Source organism: uncultured Mailhella sp., from assembly GCF_944324995.1.
Lineage (GTDB): Bacteria > Desulfobacterota > Desulfovibrionia > Desulfovibrionales > Desulfovibrionaceae > Mailhella.
Genome location: NZ_CALUYL010000040.1, coordinates 1 through 17,159 on the forward strand (window position 1 = coordinate 1; position 17,159 = coordinate 17,159).

At 60.7% G+C, this 17,159-nt stretch carries 8 protein-coding genes; 5 read left to right on the forward strand and 3 right to left on the reverse strand.

The window, feature by feature from the left end:
- The 3 genes from qrcC to Q0K02_RS12205 all read left to right on the forward strand — a co-directional run.
- On the forward strand, positions 1–765 hold a 765-nt coding region (gene qrcC, locus Q0K02_RS12195; protein ID WP_294489414.1), incomplete at its 5' end, for a menaquinone reductase iron-sulfur cluster-binding subunit QrcC.
- 3 nt (positions 766–768) lie between these two features.
- Positions 769–2,016 carry a menaquinone reductase integral membrane subunit QrcD gene (gene qrcD, locus Q0K02_RS12200; protein ID WP_294489418.1) on the forward strand — a complete coding sequence of 416 codons (1,248 nt, stop codon included), beginning with the start codon at positions 769–771 and terminating at the stop codon, positions 2,014–2,016.
- Between the two features lie 1,792 nt (positions 2,017–3,808).
- Positions 3,809–6,322 carry a hypothetical protein gene (locus Q0K02_RS12205; protein ID WP_294489421.1) on the forward strand — a complete coding sequence of 838 codons (2,514 nt, stop codon included), beginning with the start codon at positions 3,809–3,811 and terminating at the stop codon, positions 6,320–6,322.
- 529 nt (positions 6,323–6,851) lie between these two features.
- Here Q0K02_RS12205 and Q0K02_RS12210 read toward each other — a convergent pair.
- From Q0K02_RS12210 to Q0K02_RS12220, 3 genes are all read right to left on the reverse strand, one after another.
- Positions 6,852–9,308, reverse strand: coding sequence for an ATP-binding protein (locus tag Q0K02_RS12210; protein ID WP_294489423.1), 2,457 nt, complete (start codon positions 9,306–9,308; stop codon positions 6,852–6,854).
- Positions 9,309–10,021: 713 nt separating this feature from the next.
- Entirely contained in the window at positions 10,022–10,609 is a 588-nt protein-coding gene (locus tag Q0K02_RS12215; protein ID WP_294489426.1) for a hydrolase, read from the reverse strand.
- A gap of 1 nt (position 10,610) precedes the next feature.
- On the reverse strand, positions 10,611–11,663 hold the full coding sequence (locus Q0K02_RS12220) for a dynamin family protein (protein ID WP_294489428.1): 1,053 nt from the start codon (positions 11,661–11,663) through the stop codon (positions 10,611–10,613).
- A 1,652-nt stretch (positions 11,664–13,315) separates the two neighbouring features.
- On the opposite strand from Q0K02_RS12220, the gene Q0K02_RS12225 reads away from it, so the two are divergent.
- The gene (locus tag Q0K02_RS12225; protein ID WP_294489431.1) at positions 13,316–14,560 is read left to right on the forward strand and encodes an exonuclease SbcCD subunit D C-terminal domain-containing protein; all 1,245 of its coding nucleotides are present in this window, start codon (positions 13,316–13,318) and stop codon (positions 14,558–14,560) included.
- The coding region (locus Q0K02_RS12230) for an AAA family ATPase (protein WP_294489434.1) at positions 14,548–17,159 on the forward strand (2,612 nt) is incomplete at its 3' end. The genes Q0K02_RS12225 and Q0K02_RS12230, both read left to right, overlap by 13 nt.

The window sequence follows — 17,159 nt, forward strand, 5'->3', positions numbered from 1 at the left end:
TTCAAAATAAGATGGGGCATGGTCATCGACATCGACAAGTGTACGGGCTGCGGCGCGTGCATGGTGGCCTGCCAGGCGGAAAACAACGTCGCTCCCGCCGTGGACGGCAGCAACAAGCTCCGTTCGCTCAACTGGCTCACCGTGTTCCGTCTCACCAATCACAAGCCCTTCCCCGATCATGAAGTGGCCTACCTGCCCCGCCCCTGCATGCAGTGCGGCAAACCTTCCTGCGTGTCGGTGTGCCCCGTCATCGCCACCGACAAGCGCGAAGAAGGCGGCATCGTCAGCCAGATTCCGCCCCGCTGCATCGGCTGCCGGTACTGCATGGCCTCGTGTCCTTACCATGCCCGCTACTTCAACTGGTACGACCCGAAGTGGCCCGGCGATCTGGCTCAGGCCCTCACCCCCGACGTCTCCACCCGCATGCGCGGCGTCGTGGAAAAGTGCTCCTTCTGCCATCACCGCTTCATGAAGGCTCAGGAAGCCGCCGTCGCCAAGGGTCAGGATCCCATGAACCTGCCCGACGGCGCGTACATCACCGCCTGCACCGAAGCCTGCCCCAACGGGGCCATCACCTTCGGCGACCTCAACAATCCCGCCCACAAGGTGCATGAGCTCATCAAGAGCCCCTACGCCTTCCGTCTGCTGGAACGCCTCGGCACCGATCCCCAGGTGTACTACATCAGCAAACGCGAATGGGTGCGCCGCGAAGGCGACAACTATCTCGAACACGAAAAGACCGGCGAAGCCACAAAGCAGGGGTAGGTTATGGATTACAGCAAACCCGTTGATGCGGAGCTCTTCCCGGAAGGGTGCGAGCGCTGCTCTCTCACTAAGTTCACGGGATGGATGTCCATTCTGGGCGTCATCTTCCTCTGGGGTCTGTACGCCGCCGTGCGCGTCCTCGGCTTCGGCCTCGGCGAAACCGGCATGGACGACTACTTCGGCTTCGGTCTCTGGATCACCTTCGACCTCGCCGTCATCGCCCTCGGCGCAGGCGCCTTCTTTACCGGCGCCCTTCGCTACATTCTCAACATCGACGAGCTCAAGAACATCGTGAACCTCGCCGCCGTCATAGGCTTTTTGTGCTACACCGGCGCCATGATGATCCTCGTGCTCGATATCGGTCAGCCCATCCGCTGCTGGTTCGGCTACTGGTACCCCAACGTTCACTCCATGCTCACCGAAGTTATCTTCTGCATCACCTGCTACTGCATCGTGCTCATCCTTGAGTTCGTGCCCCTGGTGCTGGAGAACCGCCAGCTCATGAAGCGTCCCTTCATCCACGCGCTGGCCCACAACTTCCACGTGTACATGCCCATCTTCGCGGGTATCGGCGCGTTCCTGTCCACGTTCCACCAGGGCTCCCTCGGCGGCATGTACGGCGTGCTCTTCGGCCGCCCCTACCTGTTCCGCGAAGGCTTCTTCATCTGGCCCTGGACCTTCTTCCTGTTCGTGCTCTCCGCCGTGGCCTCCGGCCCCATGTTCACCGTGCTCGTCTGCACCCTCATGGAAAAGATGTCCGGCCGCAAGCTCGTCAGCTGGGACGTGAAGCAGCTCATGGGCAAGGTCGGCGGCACCATGCTCATCGTCTATACCGTGTTCAAGTGCCTCGACAGCTGGTACTGGGCTACCGACATGCTCGCCGGTGAAGGCCTCACCTTCGACCAGATGTTCCACGGCTGGATCTACGGCAAGTGGCTCTTCTGGCTCGAACACGCCTTCATCATCATTCCCATGATCGTGCTGCTCATCAAGCCCCTGCGCACCAAGCCGTGGATCTTCTACCTGATGCTCTTCCTTACCTGCACGAGCATCACCATCAACCGCTACGTGCTCACCGTGCAGGGCCTGGCCCAGCCCGTCATGCCCTTCGACAGCTGGTACACCTACGCCCCCAACTGGGCCGAATGGGCAAGCTGCTTCCTCGTGTTCGCCTACGCGGCCATGGTCCTCTCCCTGGCATACCGCTATACCCCCATGTTCCCCCAGGAAGCAGAACTCAATAGAAAATAACCTAACCCCAATACTCAAAAAGGCGGCCCTTCCCTCGATCGGCCGCCTTTTTTGTGAGAAAGAGAGAATGCGGGGGAAGAGAGGGAAAATTTTTCAAAATTTTCCCTCTCTTCCCCCGCGCCCCCATCTCTCCTTTCAAAACTTTTTAATTTTTGGGGGCGGCTGGTAGAGGATTATTGAGGGCGAAGGCTGGGCCAAGACTGAGGAAAGTCTTGCGAGGGGAGAAAACAGAACGCCGGAGGGGAAACAGCAACCGGGGAGAAACAAGAGGGGATAAGATAAGGAAAGCGGAAAGGGAAGAAAAGAGAAGTCAGAAGGCGTTTCCCCGGATTTTCGCCATGCTTCAAGCGGTCAGAGCCAGATTACGACTACCCGACGCAGGCAGGTAGAGGGGCGCTTTTCCCCGGCAAATACCGTCGACGCGTTTTCCCTCAGTCTTGGGCCCTTTTCCCCGCAAATTCTCTGGAAAAGCTTCCTTGGACTCCACTCCCGGCAGGCGCGAAACCAGCTCCCCGGACAGGTCACAACCATGCGCGAAACCTTGCTCATCAAGAGCCGTTGTTTTCCTCTGGGCGTCGCCAACCTTTTTTCTCCTCCGGCAACATCCCTTTCGGCGGCACGACTGTCCGTGTCAAAGAGATGCAGCGTCTATCCTCTCAGCAAACAGCGCTGCCTTTTCCCCAGACTCGAAGCGCCCCGGCCCGCACTACCGAGCGCACCGGCGTTGTGCGTGAGTCCTTGGACTTCGCACCTCTCCCCCAAGCGCCCGGCGTCCACAACGTCCCGGTTGCGCAAGACTCGCTGTACAGCCTGCGAAACTTGCACGACGGGCATTGCGTTTAACGGCGGGAGTGAATCCCGCCTGCTTATGCCCGTCGGCGCGACCGCCTGAAGGCAGGTCGCAGGCCCCAGAACGTTGAAAGCGTGCCTTCCGGTCTGCCTTTGCCGCTCTGCCCTCGGTGTCTCCTTCCCCAAAACATCTGGAAATCCCATCCTTTGACACTCCTGTCCGACAAATCTCGGACAGAAGTCGGCCACCGCAGGTGGGCGCGACATGCGAGCGCCCGGCGTCCACAACGTCCCGGTTGCGCAAGACTCGCTGTACAGCCTGCGAAACTTGCACGACGGGCATTGCGTTTAACGGCGGGAGTGAATCCCGCCTACTTATACCCGTCGGCGCGACCGCCTGAAGGCAGGCCGCGGGCCCAGAGCGTTGAAAGCGTGCCTTCCGGTCTGCCTTTGCCGCTCTGCCCTCGGTGTCTCCTTCCCCAAAACATCTAGAAATCCCATCCTTTGACACGACTGTCCGACATTTGTCGGACAGGAGTCGGCCACCGCAGGCGGGCGCGAAAGGACACACCTGCACTGCGACCTTACAGCTCTATCGCAAAACACACAGGTCCTTTTGCGCAAGACACACTGTGCAGACGGCATCGCTTGCACGACGGCGGCTACGCTTAACGACGGAAGTGAATTCCGGCTGCCCGCCTGCCGTCGGCCGGGCTCCTGACGTCGCCCGGGGCCCCAGAGCGTAGAATGACGGCCTTCCAGCCTGCACTCCCCCCCTTTGCCCATAGCTTCGGCCATAATCTTCCCGTTCACCCTGTCCTGCCGAACCGGCGAAGCCGGGAGGCAGAAACAGGGGGGTGCGGGGGGAATTATTTCCCCCGCATGCCTTTCCTGTCTTCCCTGCCTTTCCTGCCTTTCCGGGGCTCTTGCTGATCCCCTTCCTCTCTTTTCTTCTCTTTTGTTTGCTGTCGTAATAGTTTATGTTTTTGCGGAGGAGGCGCGTATGAGCGAGAATGCAGGCAAGGGGCCCGGGTGCATTGAGGTCCGGGGTGCCCGGGTACACAATTTGAAGAATGTATCGGTGAAGGTACCGTTGAACGAGATTGTGGCTGTGGCCGGGGTTTCGGGGTCCGGCAAGTCGTCGCTGGCGCTGGGGGTATTGTATGCGGAGGGATCGAGGCGGTATCTGGAAGCGCTTTCGACCTACACGCGCAGGCGCATGACGCAGGCGGCGAAGCCGCAGGTGGACGAAGTTCTTCACGTGCCTGCGGCGCTGGCTCTGCGCCAGCGGCCGGGGATTGCAGGCATTCGGAGCACGTTCGGCACGGGCACGGAGCTGCTGAACAGTTTACGGCTCATGTTTTCTCGGCTGGCGAGTCATCGGTGCCCCAACGGTCATTACGTTGCGCCCTCTCTGGCGGTGGCGGCCGGGCTGGAGATGGAGTGTCCCGAATGCGGGGCGCGCTGGTATGCGCCTTCGGCCGAAGAGCTGGCCTTCAACAGTCAGGGGGCGTGCCGTACGTGCAACGGCACGGGGCTTGTGCGTACGGTGGATCGCTCCACGCTGGTGCCGGACGACTCCCTCACCATCGACGAAGGGGCGGTGGCTCCCTGGAATTCGCTCATGTGGTCGCTCATGACGGACGTCTGCCGTGCGATGGGCGTTCGCACGGATGTTCCGTTCCGCGATCTCACGGACAAGGAAAAAGCCATCGTTTTTGACGGCCCCGCGGAAAAGAAGCACATTTTTTACAAGGCCAAAAGTTCCAATCAGGCGGGAGAGCTCGACTTCACCTATTACAACGCGGTCTATACCGTGGAAAACGCGCTTGCCAAGGTGAAGGACGAAAAAGGCATGAAGCGGGTGGAAAAATTCCTGAAGGAGGACGTCTGCCCCGACTGCGGCGGAACGCGGTTGTGCGAATCCGCCCGCGCGCCGAAACTGCGGGGCATTTCTCTGGATCAGGCCTGCGCCATGACGCTCGAAGAGCTCGTGACCTGGACGGCCGGAGTGCCCGAATCTCTGCCCGAGGTCATGCGGCCCATGGCCGAAAGCATTGTTGAAGCCTTTCAGAGCACGGCAAGACGCCTGATGGAGCTCGGGCTCGGCTATCTTTCTCTGGACAGGGCGGCGTCCACGCTTTCCACGGGCGAGCGGCAGCGCATGCAGCTTGCCCGCGCGGTGCGCAATCGCACCACGGGCGTGCTCTACGTGCTCGACGAACCTTCCATAGGACTGCATCCGTCCAACATTGCGGGGCTCATCGGCGTGATGCGCGACCTCGTGGCCGACGGCAATTCCGTGCTGCTGGTCGATCACGACACGCAGATTCTTTCCGCCGCCGACTGGCTCATCGAAATGGGGCCCGAAGCCGGCGAACACGGCGGCACGGTGGTCGCCGAAGGGCGCATTGCCGACATCGCGGCCGATCCTCATTCGCGCATCGGGCGCTTTCTCGGGCACAGGGGGATTTTCCGCGTGCGCCCGCAGTGTCCGGCCGACGCCCTGTTTACGGAAGGCTCCATTCATCTGACCACAGGGGCCATTCATACCGTGCATCCGCTGGAAGTGGACATTCCGAAAGGCAGGCTCACCGTGGTGACCGGCGTTTCCGGCTCGGGCAAAACCACGCTTATTCTTGAAAGCCTCGCCCCTGCGCTGAACGCCTTCATTCGCGGCGCCCGCATGCCCGATCACGTGCGTGAACTGCGCGCAGAGGGCATCCGGCAGGTCAAGCTCATCGACGCCAGTCCCATAGGCATCAACGTGCGCTCCACCGTGGCCACCTACGCCAACGTACACGATGAGCTGCGCAAGGTGTTCGCCCGCACGTCGGACGCCCGCAAACTGGGACTCAAGGCCGGGGATTTTTCCTACAATACCGGAAAGTTGCGCTGCCCCGTCTGCGACGGCACCGGCGTTGTCAGTCTCGACGTGCAGTTCCTGCCCGACGTGGACATTCCCTGCCCGTCGTGCCGGGGTTCCCGCTTCTCCCGCGAGGCCGACGCCGTGAAGTATCAGAACAGCGCCGGACGCGCCTTTTCCATGCCCGAGCTCATGGACATGGATGTTCGGCAGGCCCTCGACGCCTGCGCCGATCTCAAGCTCGTGCGCCAGCGCCTCGAAGTACTCCAGCAGCTCGGCCTCGGCTACCTCACCCTCGGCGAAGAAACGCCCAGCCTTTCCGGCGGCGAAGCCCAGCGGCTCAAGCTCGCCGGAGAAATGGGCCGCGCTCAGCGTGACTCCGTATTCCTGTTCGATGAACCTACCATAGGGCTCCACCCCCTCGACGTTGAAACCCTGCTCGGCGTCTTCCAGTCGCTCATCGACAACGGCGCTACCGTCGTCGTCATCGAACACGATATGGACCTCATCGGAAACGCCGACTACATCATCGATATGGGCCCCGGCGGCGGTACCTCCGGCGGCCGCATCGTCGCTGCCGGTACCCCCACCCAAATCGCCAGCTGCCCCCAAAGCCTCACCGGCTCCTTCCTCAAGCAGCAATGGACTTAGAGAGGAAGATGATCAGGCAAGAGCCTCGGGGCTTCGCCCCGGAAAGGCAGAAAAGGCATGCGGGGGAAATAATTCCCCCCGCGCCCCCCCCTGTTTCTGCCTCCCGGCTTCGCCGGTTCGGCAGGACAGGGTGAACAGGAAGATTATGCCCGAGGCTATGGAAGGGCGAGCGTTCGGAAACGCAGCGCCTGCGAGGGGTGGTGCGCTTGGCTGAGCTCTGTTCGGTCTGCGGATGCCGTGCAGGTGTGTCCTGTCGGACCCACCTGCGGTGGCCGACTCCTGTCCGGCCTTCGCCGGACAGTCGTGTCAAAGGATGGGATTTCCAGATGGTTAGTAGGGATGCATGACGCCGCGGGAGTCGATAACGTTCGTGCATCCCGCTACATTTGTTTTTCTCCCTTCTCCCCCCTCTGTCATCCTCCCCGTAAAAATTAAAAAGTTTTGAAAGGAGAGATGGGGACGCGGGGGAAGAGAGGGAAAATTTTGAAAAATTTTCCCTCTCTTCCCCCGCATTCTCTCCCCTTCTCTCTTACTCTTCCTTTTTCTTTCTTGCTTTGATGAGTTTTTCGAGCAGGCGGCAGAGGATGGGGAAGTCGATGGGTTTGGAGACGTGGGCGGACATGCCGGCGCGGGAGGTTTCGGCGATGTCTTCGGAGAAGGCGTTGGCGGTGACGGCGATGATGGGCACGGAGGCCGCGTCGGGGCGAGGAAGGGCGCGGATGCTTTTGCAGGCTTCGCAGCCGTTCATTTCGGGCATCTGCATATCCATGAGGATGGCGTCGAAGTAGAAGGGTTCCGAGTGCTGGAAGATATTCAGGGCTTCGCGACCGTTCCAGGCGCGTTCCACCTTCATGCCGTTGAGGGTGAGAATTTCCTCCGCCACTTCCATATTGATTTCGTTGTCTTCGGCAATGAGCAGGCGTTTGCCGGCAAGGCCGCCGCCTACGGGCGCTGATTCGGTTTCCACGGCGCTCTGTTCTTCGCCGCGCACCATGAGGAACGGCAAGATCACGGTAAACGTGGTTCCCTGACCGGGTTTGCTGTCCACAACAATGCTGCCGTTCAAGAGCTCCACCATGCTTTTCACGATGGGCATGCCGAGGCCGGTTCCGCTCACCGGACGCGACGCCACACGGCTTTCGCGGGTGTAGGGCTCGAAAATCTGATGCAGGAACTCTTCCGACATGCCGATGCCGGTATCGGACACGACGATCTTATACTGAATGTATTCCTTCTGGCTCATCTGCGAGACTTCCACAGTGACGGAATCGCCGGCGTCCGTGAACTTCATCGCGTTGGAAAGCAGATTGTTCATGATGCGCGTCAGGCGGAAGGCGTCGCCCATCACCATGGAATGATTCACATTCCAGACTTCGCGGAATATTTTTCCTTCGTTTTCCGCCTGAATTTTAAACGGAGTGAAGCTCTCTTCCAGGCAGACGCGGATATCCATGGGCTGATTGTTCAGCTCTATTTTGCCCTGCGCGAGGCGCGAAAGTTCAAGAATGTCGTTGACGAGCTGAATCAGCATCACGCTTGAGCGTTCTATTTTATTCAGGTAGTCGAGCACCTTCTGCGGATCGCGCGCAAAACGCTTGGCAATGCCGGTAAGATTGATGATGGCGTTGAGCGGCGTGCGCATTTCATGCGACATGTTGCTGAAAAAGAGCTGCTTGGCCTTTTCGTTCTGTTTGGCCTTGTTCAGGGAGTTCATGAGCAGCGTGTGTTCTTCGAGCTGTTTCTGCTTCTCCTCTTCTATTTCGCGGAAGCAAAGAATGACGTCGTGACTCGCGAGCGATTCGTCGAACTGCACCCGGATGGTCACCCAGCGATATCCGTTATCGAAACGCCGCCGAAAGTCCCGACCGAAATCCCGTATGCGGTGCTCCACCAGACGCCGTATGCTGAGCAGGGAAAACTTGTCCATGAACTCGCCAAGGTCGCGGGAATCCAGATTCTCGATGATGACCCGCACCAGTTCCGCGTAGGAACCCGACGACGACAGGCGTCTGCGCACATCATCCGGCGCCTTGATGACCTCGTAACGCGCCTGTTCGTAGTCAATCCGATACACGGCGAAGTAGCTGTTGCCGAGCACCTGAACGGCCTCGTTGGTACGGGCATAGACGCGTTCATTGTGAAGATTTCGCCAGGAAATGAGTCCCATGCCGATGAGCAGCAGCACGACAAGGCCATAGAACAGAGCACTGAAGTAATCAAGATCGTTGAGAATAACGCTGAACGGAATGGTCAGGATGGAAATCCATCCGTTCGGCATTTCAAAGTAGTACACGCCGCGGCGCTGTCCGTGCATATCGCTGGTGCTGGCCGCATACGAAGCCAGTTCGCCGCTCTTGATGCGCAGGAACAACTGATGCACATACGGTCTCATTTCGTCGTAGGACTGCTCTTCCGAAGTTTGCGCGTAGAGCAGCGTGCCCTTGTTGTCGCACAGGAAAAACGACGACTCCTGCAGTCCGGTCAGCGTGACCGAGGAAAAACGGAAATTTTCCGGAAAGATGTCGAAGGCCAGCACGGCCCCTGAAGCGCACGTTCTGGCAATGGTGACGACAGGCTTGCCGTACACGGCATCGATATAGGTGTCGGTGAAGATGACCTTGCCGGGATTCTCCACAGCCTGCCGATACCAGCCGGCATTGGAAAAATCGTAGTCGGCGTCGCCTTCCCAAGGATTCAGGGCAATGATCTTGTTTCCGGAAACCAGGTACGGATCAATCGTGCCTTCGCCAAGCAGACTCTGCACCTGTCGGAAAAAGTACATGATTTTTTCCGCAAGATTGCCGTTTTTCTGACTTTCATCCACAACGGAAACGCCGAACGACAAAAGCACGGAATAAAACTGAAGATTGCCCCGCTGTTCAAGGGCGTAGGTGTGCGCCAGATTATAGCCCAGATTCTGGGCGTTCTTCAGCATATTGATCTTCATGATCTGGTAGCCGAAGAAGGAAAAGATCAGCATGACCATGAAAATAGAGATGCTGAAACGGGATTTGCTGATAATATAAGCAAGTTTTTTATATAAATCTTTCATTTTTCCTCCAGCCGATGCGCGGAAGTCGGAATTTTCCGCTGCGCGCGATTGTTCTTCGCAGCGCAGAGCGGTACAAGAGGGGCTTCCGTCCGGGGCGGCAATATACGCTCTTTATCAATAAAATCAACATTGATAGGAATATTATGAAAGTTTTGCCCCCGACAGACAGGAAGCGCGATGCGAAAACAGCCGCTCCGGCGGCATGACGGCCCCCCCCCCGACCGCAACTCTCCGGCGTCTTTCCGAGCGCCTCTTTCGCCGCCGTCCCGCAACCTCTGCTCCGAATCTGCCGCGCCCGTCCCCGGCAAAGATCTCCGCAGCTCCCTGCCCGCAGCGCTCCCCTCGACGCCGCGGCACGGCCTTCAACGTCCTCCCCTCTCCGACGCCCGATCCGCCGAAAGGCTCCGGGCCCGCAACGCCCCCGGCCCTCGGTAAAATTCCCCGCCCCCACGCGGCGAAATCTCCCGGGCCCCTCGACAACCTCTCTCCCGATACCGCAGCAAAATTCCCAGGCACCCCGATGCCCTCCCCGGGGCCGCGCTCCTTCTTTCCGCCCTCCCCCGCAGCCATAAAAAAAGGCGCGTCTCTCCCCCTCGGGAAAAACGCGCCGCAAATCCGACATCCGGCAGGATGGCAGCTTTAGCGAACTATTGCGCGGCCATCTGCTCGTTCACGCTCGCCTCGCAGGAACGCATGGCGTCGAGCGTGCGCGCAAACAGTTCGTCCAGCGTCCAGCCCAGACGCTCCGCGCCTTCGCGGATCACGTCGCGCGAGCAGCCCGCCGCAAAGCGCTTGTCCTTGAACTTCTTCTTCAGACTGGACACTTCCATGTCCATCACGCTGCCCGAAGGACGCATCTTCACCGCCGCGCCCACCAGGCCCGTGAGCTCGTCCACCGCAAAGAGTATCTTTTCCATTTCGTGTTCGGGCTCCACGTCGCAGCACAGTCCGTAGCCGTGACTGCACACCGCATGAATCATGTCTTCGTTCACGCCGACCGCGCGCAGCAGTTCCGGCGCCTTGCGGCAATGTTCTTCGGGAAAGCGTTCAAAATCAATATCGTGAAGGAGGCCGGACAGCCCCCAGAATTCTTCTTCATCCGCATAGCCGCGCTCGCGCGCAAAATACCGCATCACGCCTTCCACCGTGAGCGCGTGCAGAAGATGAAACGGTTCGCTGTTCCAGGTCTTCAAAAGGGCCAGTGCGTCTTCTCTGCTGATGCTGCTTGTCTTCATGTCACACCCGTTCGTTCAGCTCGTCCCCCTTCAACGGGACGGCGTAATTCTTTACCGTAAGACGGTCGATGTACTCCTCAAGCGTCACCATGCCCGAACCCGTCACGGCCCGGCGACAGTCGGCGTAATCGAGAATCTTGCTCACGTTCTTGTTGATGAGTTCCGCGTTCTCAGGATGCACCCGCCGCGCCAGATATTCCAGCGACGAACGGAACGCTTCCGAAAACTTCTGCAGTCTCCGCCATTCCTCCATCTGCTCCGCCACGCTGATCCGTATCTCTTCCGGAATCAGCGACGCCTCAAGCATCGCGCGGCACAGTCGCCAGTCGATGTACTGGCCGAATTCCACCTCGAACACCGTCAGCTTGTCGCGATCTATCATGCGTCGCCACACCTCGGCGCCCTTGGCCATCACGGGAATCACGTCCACGTTCGAGCCCGAAGGCAGATACTGCGCCACCGTGTCGCGCACTTCCGTCACGATGTCGGACACGGATTCCTTTTCCACGTCGATGACGTCGGCCTTGTTGAGGATCACCAGCACCGGCACTCCGCCGCGAAGCTCCGCCACCCGACCCATGTCGCGCAGCAGTGCCTCTTCGTCGCGCGTGTGCAGCTGCGCCATGTCGAGCACCAGAAAAATATGCGTCAGCGGCAGCTTTTCCAGCGCAAAATACGTCTCGCCGCGATGCTCGTCGTGCTTGCTGGTGTTGGGGCCGGGCGTGTCGTAAAACACAATGGGACGCTTCTTCTCGAGGTGCGGCAGGCGCAGCCAGATGTCGGCGGGCACGTTCTCGCGCATGGTTCCGTTGTACGACGCAAGCCTCTCCAGCGTGAGCGGATGCCATTCGTCGCTCTCCGAAGGATTGCGGCACACGTTCTGCTCACACCACGGATCGTGAACGATTCTGAATATCTGCGCCGTGGTGGCCCGGTTGCCCGCAGGAAACGCCCCGCGTCCGAGCATGGCGTTGAGCAGCGTGGACTTGCCCGAACTCATGCAGCCCAGGATAAGAATGTGAAGCCCGGTATCGGGCACGCGGAACTCGCCCATGTCTGACTCCCGTTCGCCTCCGCCTGCGCGGAAGCCTCGCTTTTTTCTGGAAAAACCGGAAACGCGCGCTGTGCGCCGCCTTTTCCGGCACGGCGCAGAAACAACCGTTGCCGCGCCTTTCCGAACATACCCTATTGACGACGCAAGGCAAGTCCCGGGATTTCCTCGCAAGCCGAACACAACACAGGCAAGGAAAAACGAACACGGGCCCCGCCGTAGTCGTGCCGCCGTCTACGGAAGCCTCTTCCGGCCTCATTCCCTGCCCCTGCCCCGCGCCCGACGCCATACTCCCGCAGCCTGCCGCGCCGCCTCATGCGCCACCGCGCCGCGGGCACGCCCAAAGACATTCCCCCGGCCACCGCATTACCGGCACGGCTGCCGCTCCGCACGCCCGCCTGAAAAACGCGGGCTCCGTTCTGCATCTGCCGGACAAGCACTATTCGTACATGATTTTTCTCTGCTATTTTCTTCACAAGCAACACGATACACAAAAATCTCTCTTTTACGCTCCGCAGCACCGTCCAAACAGCACGACATCATGTTTTTTCACGGTCTCCCTTCCTCATGCACAATTCATCTTTCATATCATCCTATTTACTTCTTTTTTTTCTCTTCACATTTCCACATTCTTTTTTCATTATCCTTTATTTTACTCTCATACTTTATTCGCATTCGATGCAATCATGCAAATAAATAAAAAAACTTTTTGAAAATCTGTTGTTTTTAACTTTCACACCTGCTATGTTACAAAAAAAACAAAGTAGGCATCATTACTCATGATACTATGATTCATGACGTATGATATCTGCAAAGAAAGAGAAAATGTTGTTCTCTTCCCTAGAAAAAGGAGGAAGGTATGGAACTCGGAAGCCTGGTACTCACCATTTGCGCCTGCCTTATGGCGGTAGTCGTCTGCCTCGGTCTGTTTGCCTCCAAGGTCTACAAGTAATCCTTTTGCGCCTGCCCCGGGCAGGAATCCTCACGTCCATTTTGCGGGAACTTTTTCGGAAGTTCCCGTTTTTTTTTCGCTTTTTTACCGGACAGGAATCGGCCACCGCAGGCGTGCGCGACATGTTCCTTTCTCCTTCCTTCCTCCCGAGTGCCTGCAACTGCCCGTTTGCGCAAGACACGCTGTACGGCCTGCGAAACTTGCACGACGAGCATTGCGTTTAACGCCGGAAGTAAATTCCGGCTACTTATGCCCGTCGGCCGGGCTCCTGACGACATCTTGCCGGGGGCATGAGTAACGCCAGCTCCCGTTTGCGCAAGACACGCTGTACGGTCTGCGGGACTTGCACGACGGGCATTGCGTTTAACGGCGGGAGTGAATCCCGCCTACTTATGTCCGTCGGCGCGGGCTCCTGATGTCGCCCGCGTTCCCCAGTTCGTTGAGAGACGGCATTCCGGCGACACTCCCCCCTTCGCCATGGCTTCGGGCATAATCATCCCGTTCACCCTGTCCTGCCGATCCGGCGAAGCCGGGAGGCAGAATCAGGGGGGCGCGGGGGGAATTATTTCCCCCGCATGCCTTTTCTGCCTTTCTGCCTTTCCTCTCTTCCTGCCTTTCCCGTTGCCGGGCGTGACAGGGGGCGGCGGGGCGTGGTACACCGTGGGGGCGCTCCGCGAGGGGCGGGAATGAAGGCAGGGAAGGCATGAAGATACTTCACACATCGGACTGGCATTTAGGGCATCATCTTTACGGGCGTCGGCGGTACGAGGAATTCCGTCGTTTTCTGGCGTGGCTTGTGGATCTGATTCGGGACGAGGGCGTGGAAGCGCTGATCATTGCAGGCGACGTGTTCGACAGTTCGATTCCCGGCAATCCGGCGCAAAAGCTGTACTACGACTTTCTGCACGATGTTTCGGCAAGCGGGAGTCCGTGCCGTCATGTGGTGGTCATTGCGGGCAATCATGATTCTCCGGCCTTTCTCGACGCTCCGGCCGGTCTGCTTTCGGGCATGAACATTCACGTGACGGGCCGGGCGCGTTCTCCCGAAGAGGAAACCTTTCTGCTGTGCGGGGCAGGCGGCGAGCCCGAGCTCGTGGTAAGCGCGGTTCCGTTTCTGCGCGACAGGGATCTTTACCGCGCCGCCGACGGCGACAGCATGGACGAACGCGACAGGCTCATGGCCGAAGGCATGAAGGAACATTATCTGCGCGCCGCTCAGGAAGCGGAACGTCTGCGCGCAGGACGCCCTGTTCCGATGCTGGCCACGGGGCATCTTTTTGCCGCGGGAGGCGTGATTTCCGGCGACGACGGCGTGCGCGATCTGCGCGTGGGCTCGCTCGGTCAGGTGGACGCCGGCGTGTTTCCGGCCGCGTTCGACTATGTGGCGCTCGGTCATCTTCATTCGGCGCAGCGGGTTCACGGGGAAGAGCGTCTGCGCTACACGGGGTCGCCGCTGCCCATGGGCTTCGACGAGCTCGGCCGCGGGCACGAGGTGCGCATTCTGGAAACGCAGGGAGACGGCATCGTTTCCCGCGGGGTGAACGTGCCCGTGTTTCAGCGACTGGAGCGCGTGGAAGGCGACATTGCCGAGATTGAAAGCCGCCTCGACGAACTTTCCGCCTCCGGGGAAAGCGTGTGGGTCGAAGTGCTCTACACCGGCAGCAGCATGATTTCCGACCTGCGCCGCCGCGTGGAGGAACACTCATCCGGCGCCGTGGAAGTGCTCCGCATCCGCAACGCGCGGCTCCTGCCCGAAGGCATGGACGCCGATCCCGAACAGGACGATCTTGAAGAACTCGGCGTGGAAGCCGTTTTTGAACGGCGCTTGCAGGAAGCCTTTCCCGACGTCGCGCCCGACGATCCCGCGCTCAAGGAACTGCGGGCCACGTTCCGCGAAGCCGCGGCCGCCGCGATCTTCGACGAGGAGGACGCTTCATGCGCATCTTAAGCATTCATATCCGCAATCTCAATTCCCTCGCCGGCGAATGGAAAATCCGCCTCGACGGGCCGGAATACGAAGCCGGGGGCATATTTGCCATCACGGGGCCCACGGGCGCGGGCAAGAGCACCATTCTCGACGCCGTGTGTCTGGCGCTCTACGGCGCCACGCCGCGCCTCGACAAGGTGACCAAGAGCAGCAACGAAATCATGTCGCGGCATACGTCGGAATGCATGGCGAAAGTGCGCTTCTGCACCACTCGCGGGGAATATGAGTGCTGCTGGAGTCAGCGCCGGGCGCGGGGCTCGGGCAAGCTTCAGCCGCCGCAGCACCACCTGTACGACGCCAAAGAGCATCCGCTGGCCGACAAAACCACCGACGTCGTCGCCCGCGTGGAAGAGCTCACGGGCATGGACTTTGCCCGGTTCACGCAGTCCGTGCTGCTCGCGCAGGGGCGATTTGCCACGTTTCTGCTGGCCGACGGGGACAAGCGGGCTCCGCTGCTGGAAAAAATCACGGGCACGGGGATTTATTCGGAAATTTCACGGAAGACGCAGCAGCGCAGCAGCGAGGAACAGAAAAAGCTCGACGACCTCAAAAACAGACTGGACGCGCAGCAGCTTCTGCCCGAAGACGAGGAAGCGGCGCTTGAACGCGAGCGGGAAACGCTTCACGCGACGTGCGAAACGCTGGCGAACCGCGAGCAGGCGCTCAATGACGACATGGCGCGCCTTGAGCAGGCCGCGGCGCTCGACAGGGAGGAACAGGCCCTGAACGCCGAAGGGGAAACGCTTCAGCGCGACGAGGCCACCTTTGCGCCGCAGCGCGAAAAGCTGGAGCGCGCCGAACGGGCGTCCGGGATTGTTCCGGCGCTTGAAGCTTTGCGCAGCCGACGTGAGGAACAGCGCAGCGATGAGAAAGCGCTCGCCGCGCTGAAGGAAGAAGCGCCCCGCCTTGCCGAACAGGAAAGGCAGGCATCCGCCGCGCTGGCTGCCGCGAAAACGGCGCTGACCGCCGAAAAGGACGCCGTGGAAAAGGCGCGGGATCTCTGGAAGCGCGTGCGCGCCGCGGACACCGAAATCGACGCCCGACGCCGCGATCTGAACAATCTGGATCTGGAACTCGACGCACGCCGCAGCGCGCTGGAACTTCGCCGCAAGGAGCAGAGCGACGCGGAACGGGGCAAAAACGACGCGGAAGCCGCGCTTGCGGGCGTTTCCCGGGAAAAGGAAGCCTCCGCCGCCGACGCCGGACTTTCCGAAGCGGTGGGCGCTCTCGAAACGCGCGTGGATCGCCTGGAAGAGGACGAAAAGGCCCTCGAAGCCGAGCGCCTCGCGCTGAACGAACTCTCGCTCGGCCTTGAAAATCAGGAAACGGAGCTTGCCGGACGCCGCCGTTCGGAAGAGGCTCTCGGCAAGACGCTTTCCGAGGCTTCGGACAAGCTGACGGCGGCGCGCAGCGCTTTTGCCGAGCTTCTGCGCGGCAGGGACGTTTCCGCGTTCCGGGCCGAACGCGACGCGCTTTCCGCCCGGCTCGGGGCGCTGGACAAGGCCCTCGACGCCGCCTCGACGCGCGCCGAACATCTTTCCCGGGCCGAACGCCTCGCCCTCGCCGCGCAGGCGCTGACCCTCACCGTGCAGCAGGAAAGCTCGGAACTCGCCCTGCTGCGGGAACGCGTGAACGCGCTGCGGGAAGCACAGGCGCTGCGGGCGAAAATTCGCTCCTACGAAGAGGAACGCCGGGCGCTGCGCGAGGGGAGTCCGTGCCCGCTGTGCGGCTCCACGCATCATCCTTTTGCCGAGAGCGCGCCCGCCCTGCCCGATGAAGACGCCGAACGCCTCGCCGCGCTGGAGCGCGACCGCGACCGCGTTTCCGCATCGCTGGCCGGGCATCAGCGCGACGCCGTTCACGCCGCCGAAGGCCGCGCCGAAGCTTCGGCCGCCGCCGAAGACGCCACCCGGAAGCTGCGTCTTGCGCTCTCCGCCCTTTCTCCGACGCTGGCCGCCGCGCTGACGCAAAAAGACGACGCCGCTTCTCCGGAGCCGACCGGCCCGAACGCGCCTTCCGCGCCCGCCGACGAGTCGACGCACAGCCACGCCGCCCCCGCCCCAACGTCTGCGCCTGCCGAAGCGTGGGAAAACGACATTCTTGCCGCGCTTGCGCTCAGCGAACGCGCGCCCGCCCTGCCCGCGCTTCTGGAAACGCTCCGCGCCAAGACCGCCGACGCGCTCGCCCATGCCGAAGAGGCGCTGCGCGACCTCGACGCCCGGCAGCAGGCCGGACGCCGCCTTGCTGAAGACGTGGAGCGCCTGCGCCTCATGCACGACAACGCCCTTGCCGACGTTCAGAGCGCGGAAAAGGAAGCGCTGCGCCTCGGCACGGAAGTCTCGGCGCGCCGCAAGGAACTTGATTCCAAAGCGGGCAAGGCCGACGCCGAACGCCTCGCCCTGCAACACGACATTGCCGCCTTCCGGCGCGCAGACGAAGCCCCCGCGACGCTTCGCGAGGCCGTGAATCTTCTTGCCGAACGCCGCCGCCGCCCTTGCCGAGCGCCTGACTCAGCGCGCCTCGGCCCTGCGCGACATGGAAGCCGCCCTCGAAAAACACC

Excerpts from the sequence above, each read along its gene's own strand:
- qrcD (WP_294489418.1), top strand. The coding sequence starts at position 769 with ATGGATTACAGCAAACCCGTTGATGCGGAGCTCTTCCCGGAAGGGTGC.
- Q0K02_RS12205 (WP_294489421.1), top strand. The coding sequence starts at position 3,809 with ATGAGCGAGAATGCAGGCAAGGGGCCCGGGTGCATTGAGGTCCGGGGT.
- Q0K02_RS12210 (WP_294489423.1), bottom strand. The coding sequence starts at position 9,308 with ATGGTCATGCTGATCTTTTCCTTCTTCGGCTACCAGATCATGAAGATC.
- Q0K02_RS12215 (WP_294489426.1), bottom strand. The coding sequence starts at position 10,609 with ATGAAGACAAGCAGCATCAGCAGAGAAGACGCACTGGCCCTTTTGAAG.
- Q0K02_RS12220 (WP_294489428.1), bottom strand. The coding sequence starts at position 11,663 with ATGGGCGAGTTCCGCGTGCCCGATACCGGGCTTCACATTCTTATCCTG.
- Q0K02_RS12225 (WP_294489431.1), top strand. The coding sequence starts at position 13,316 with ATGAAGATACTTCACACATCGGACTGGCATTTAGGGCATCATCTTTAC.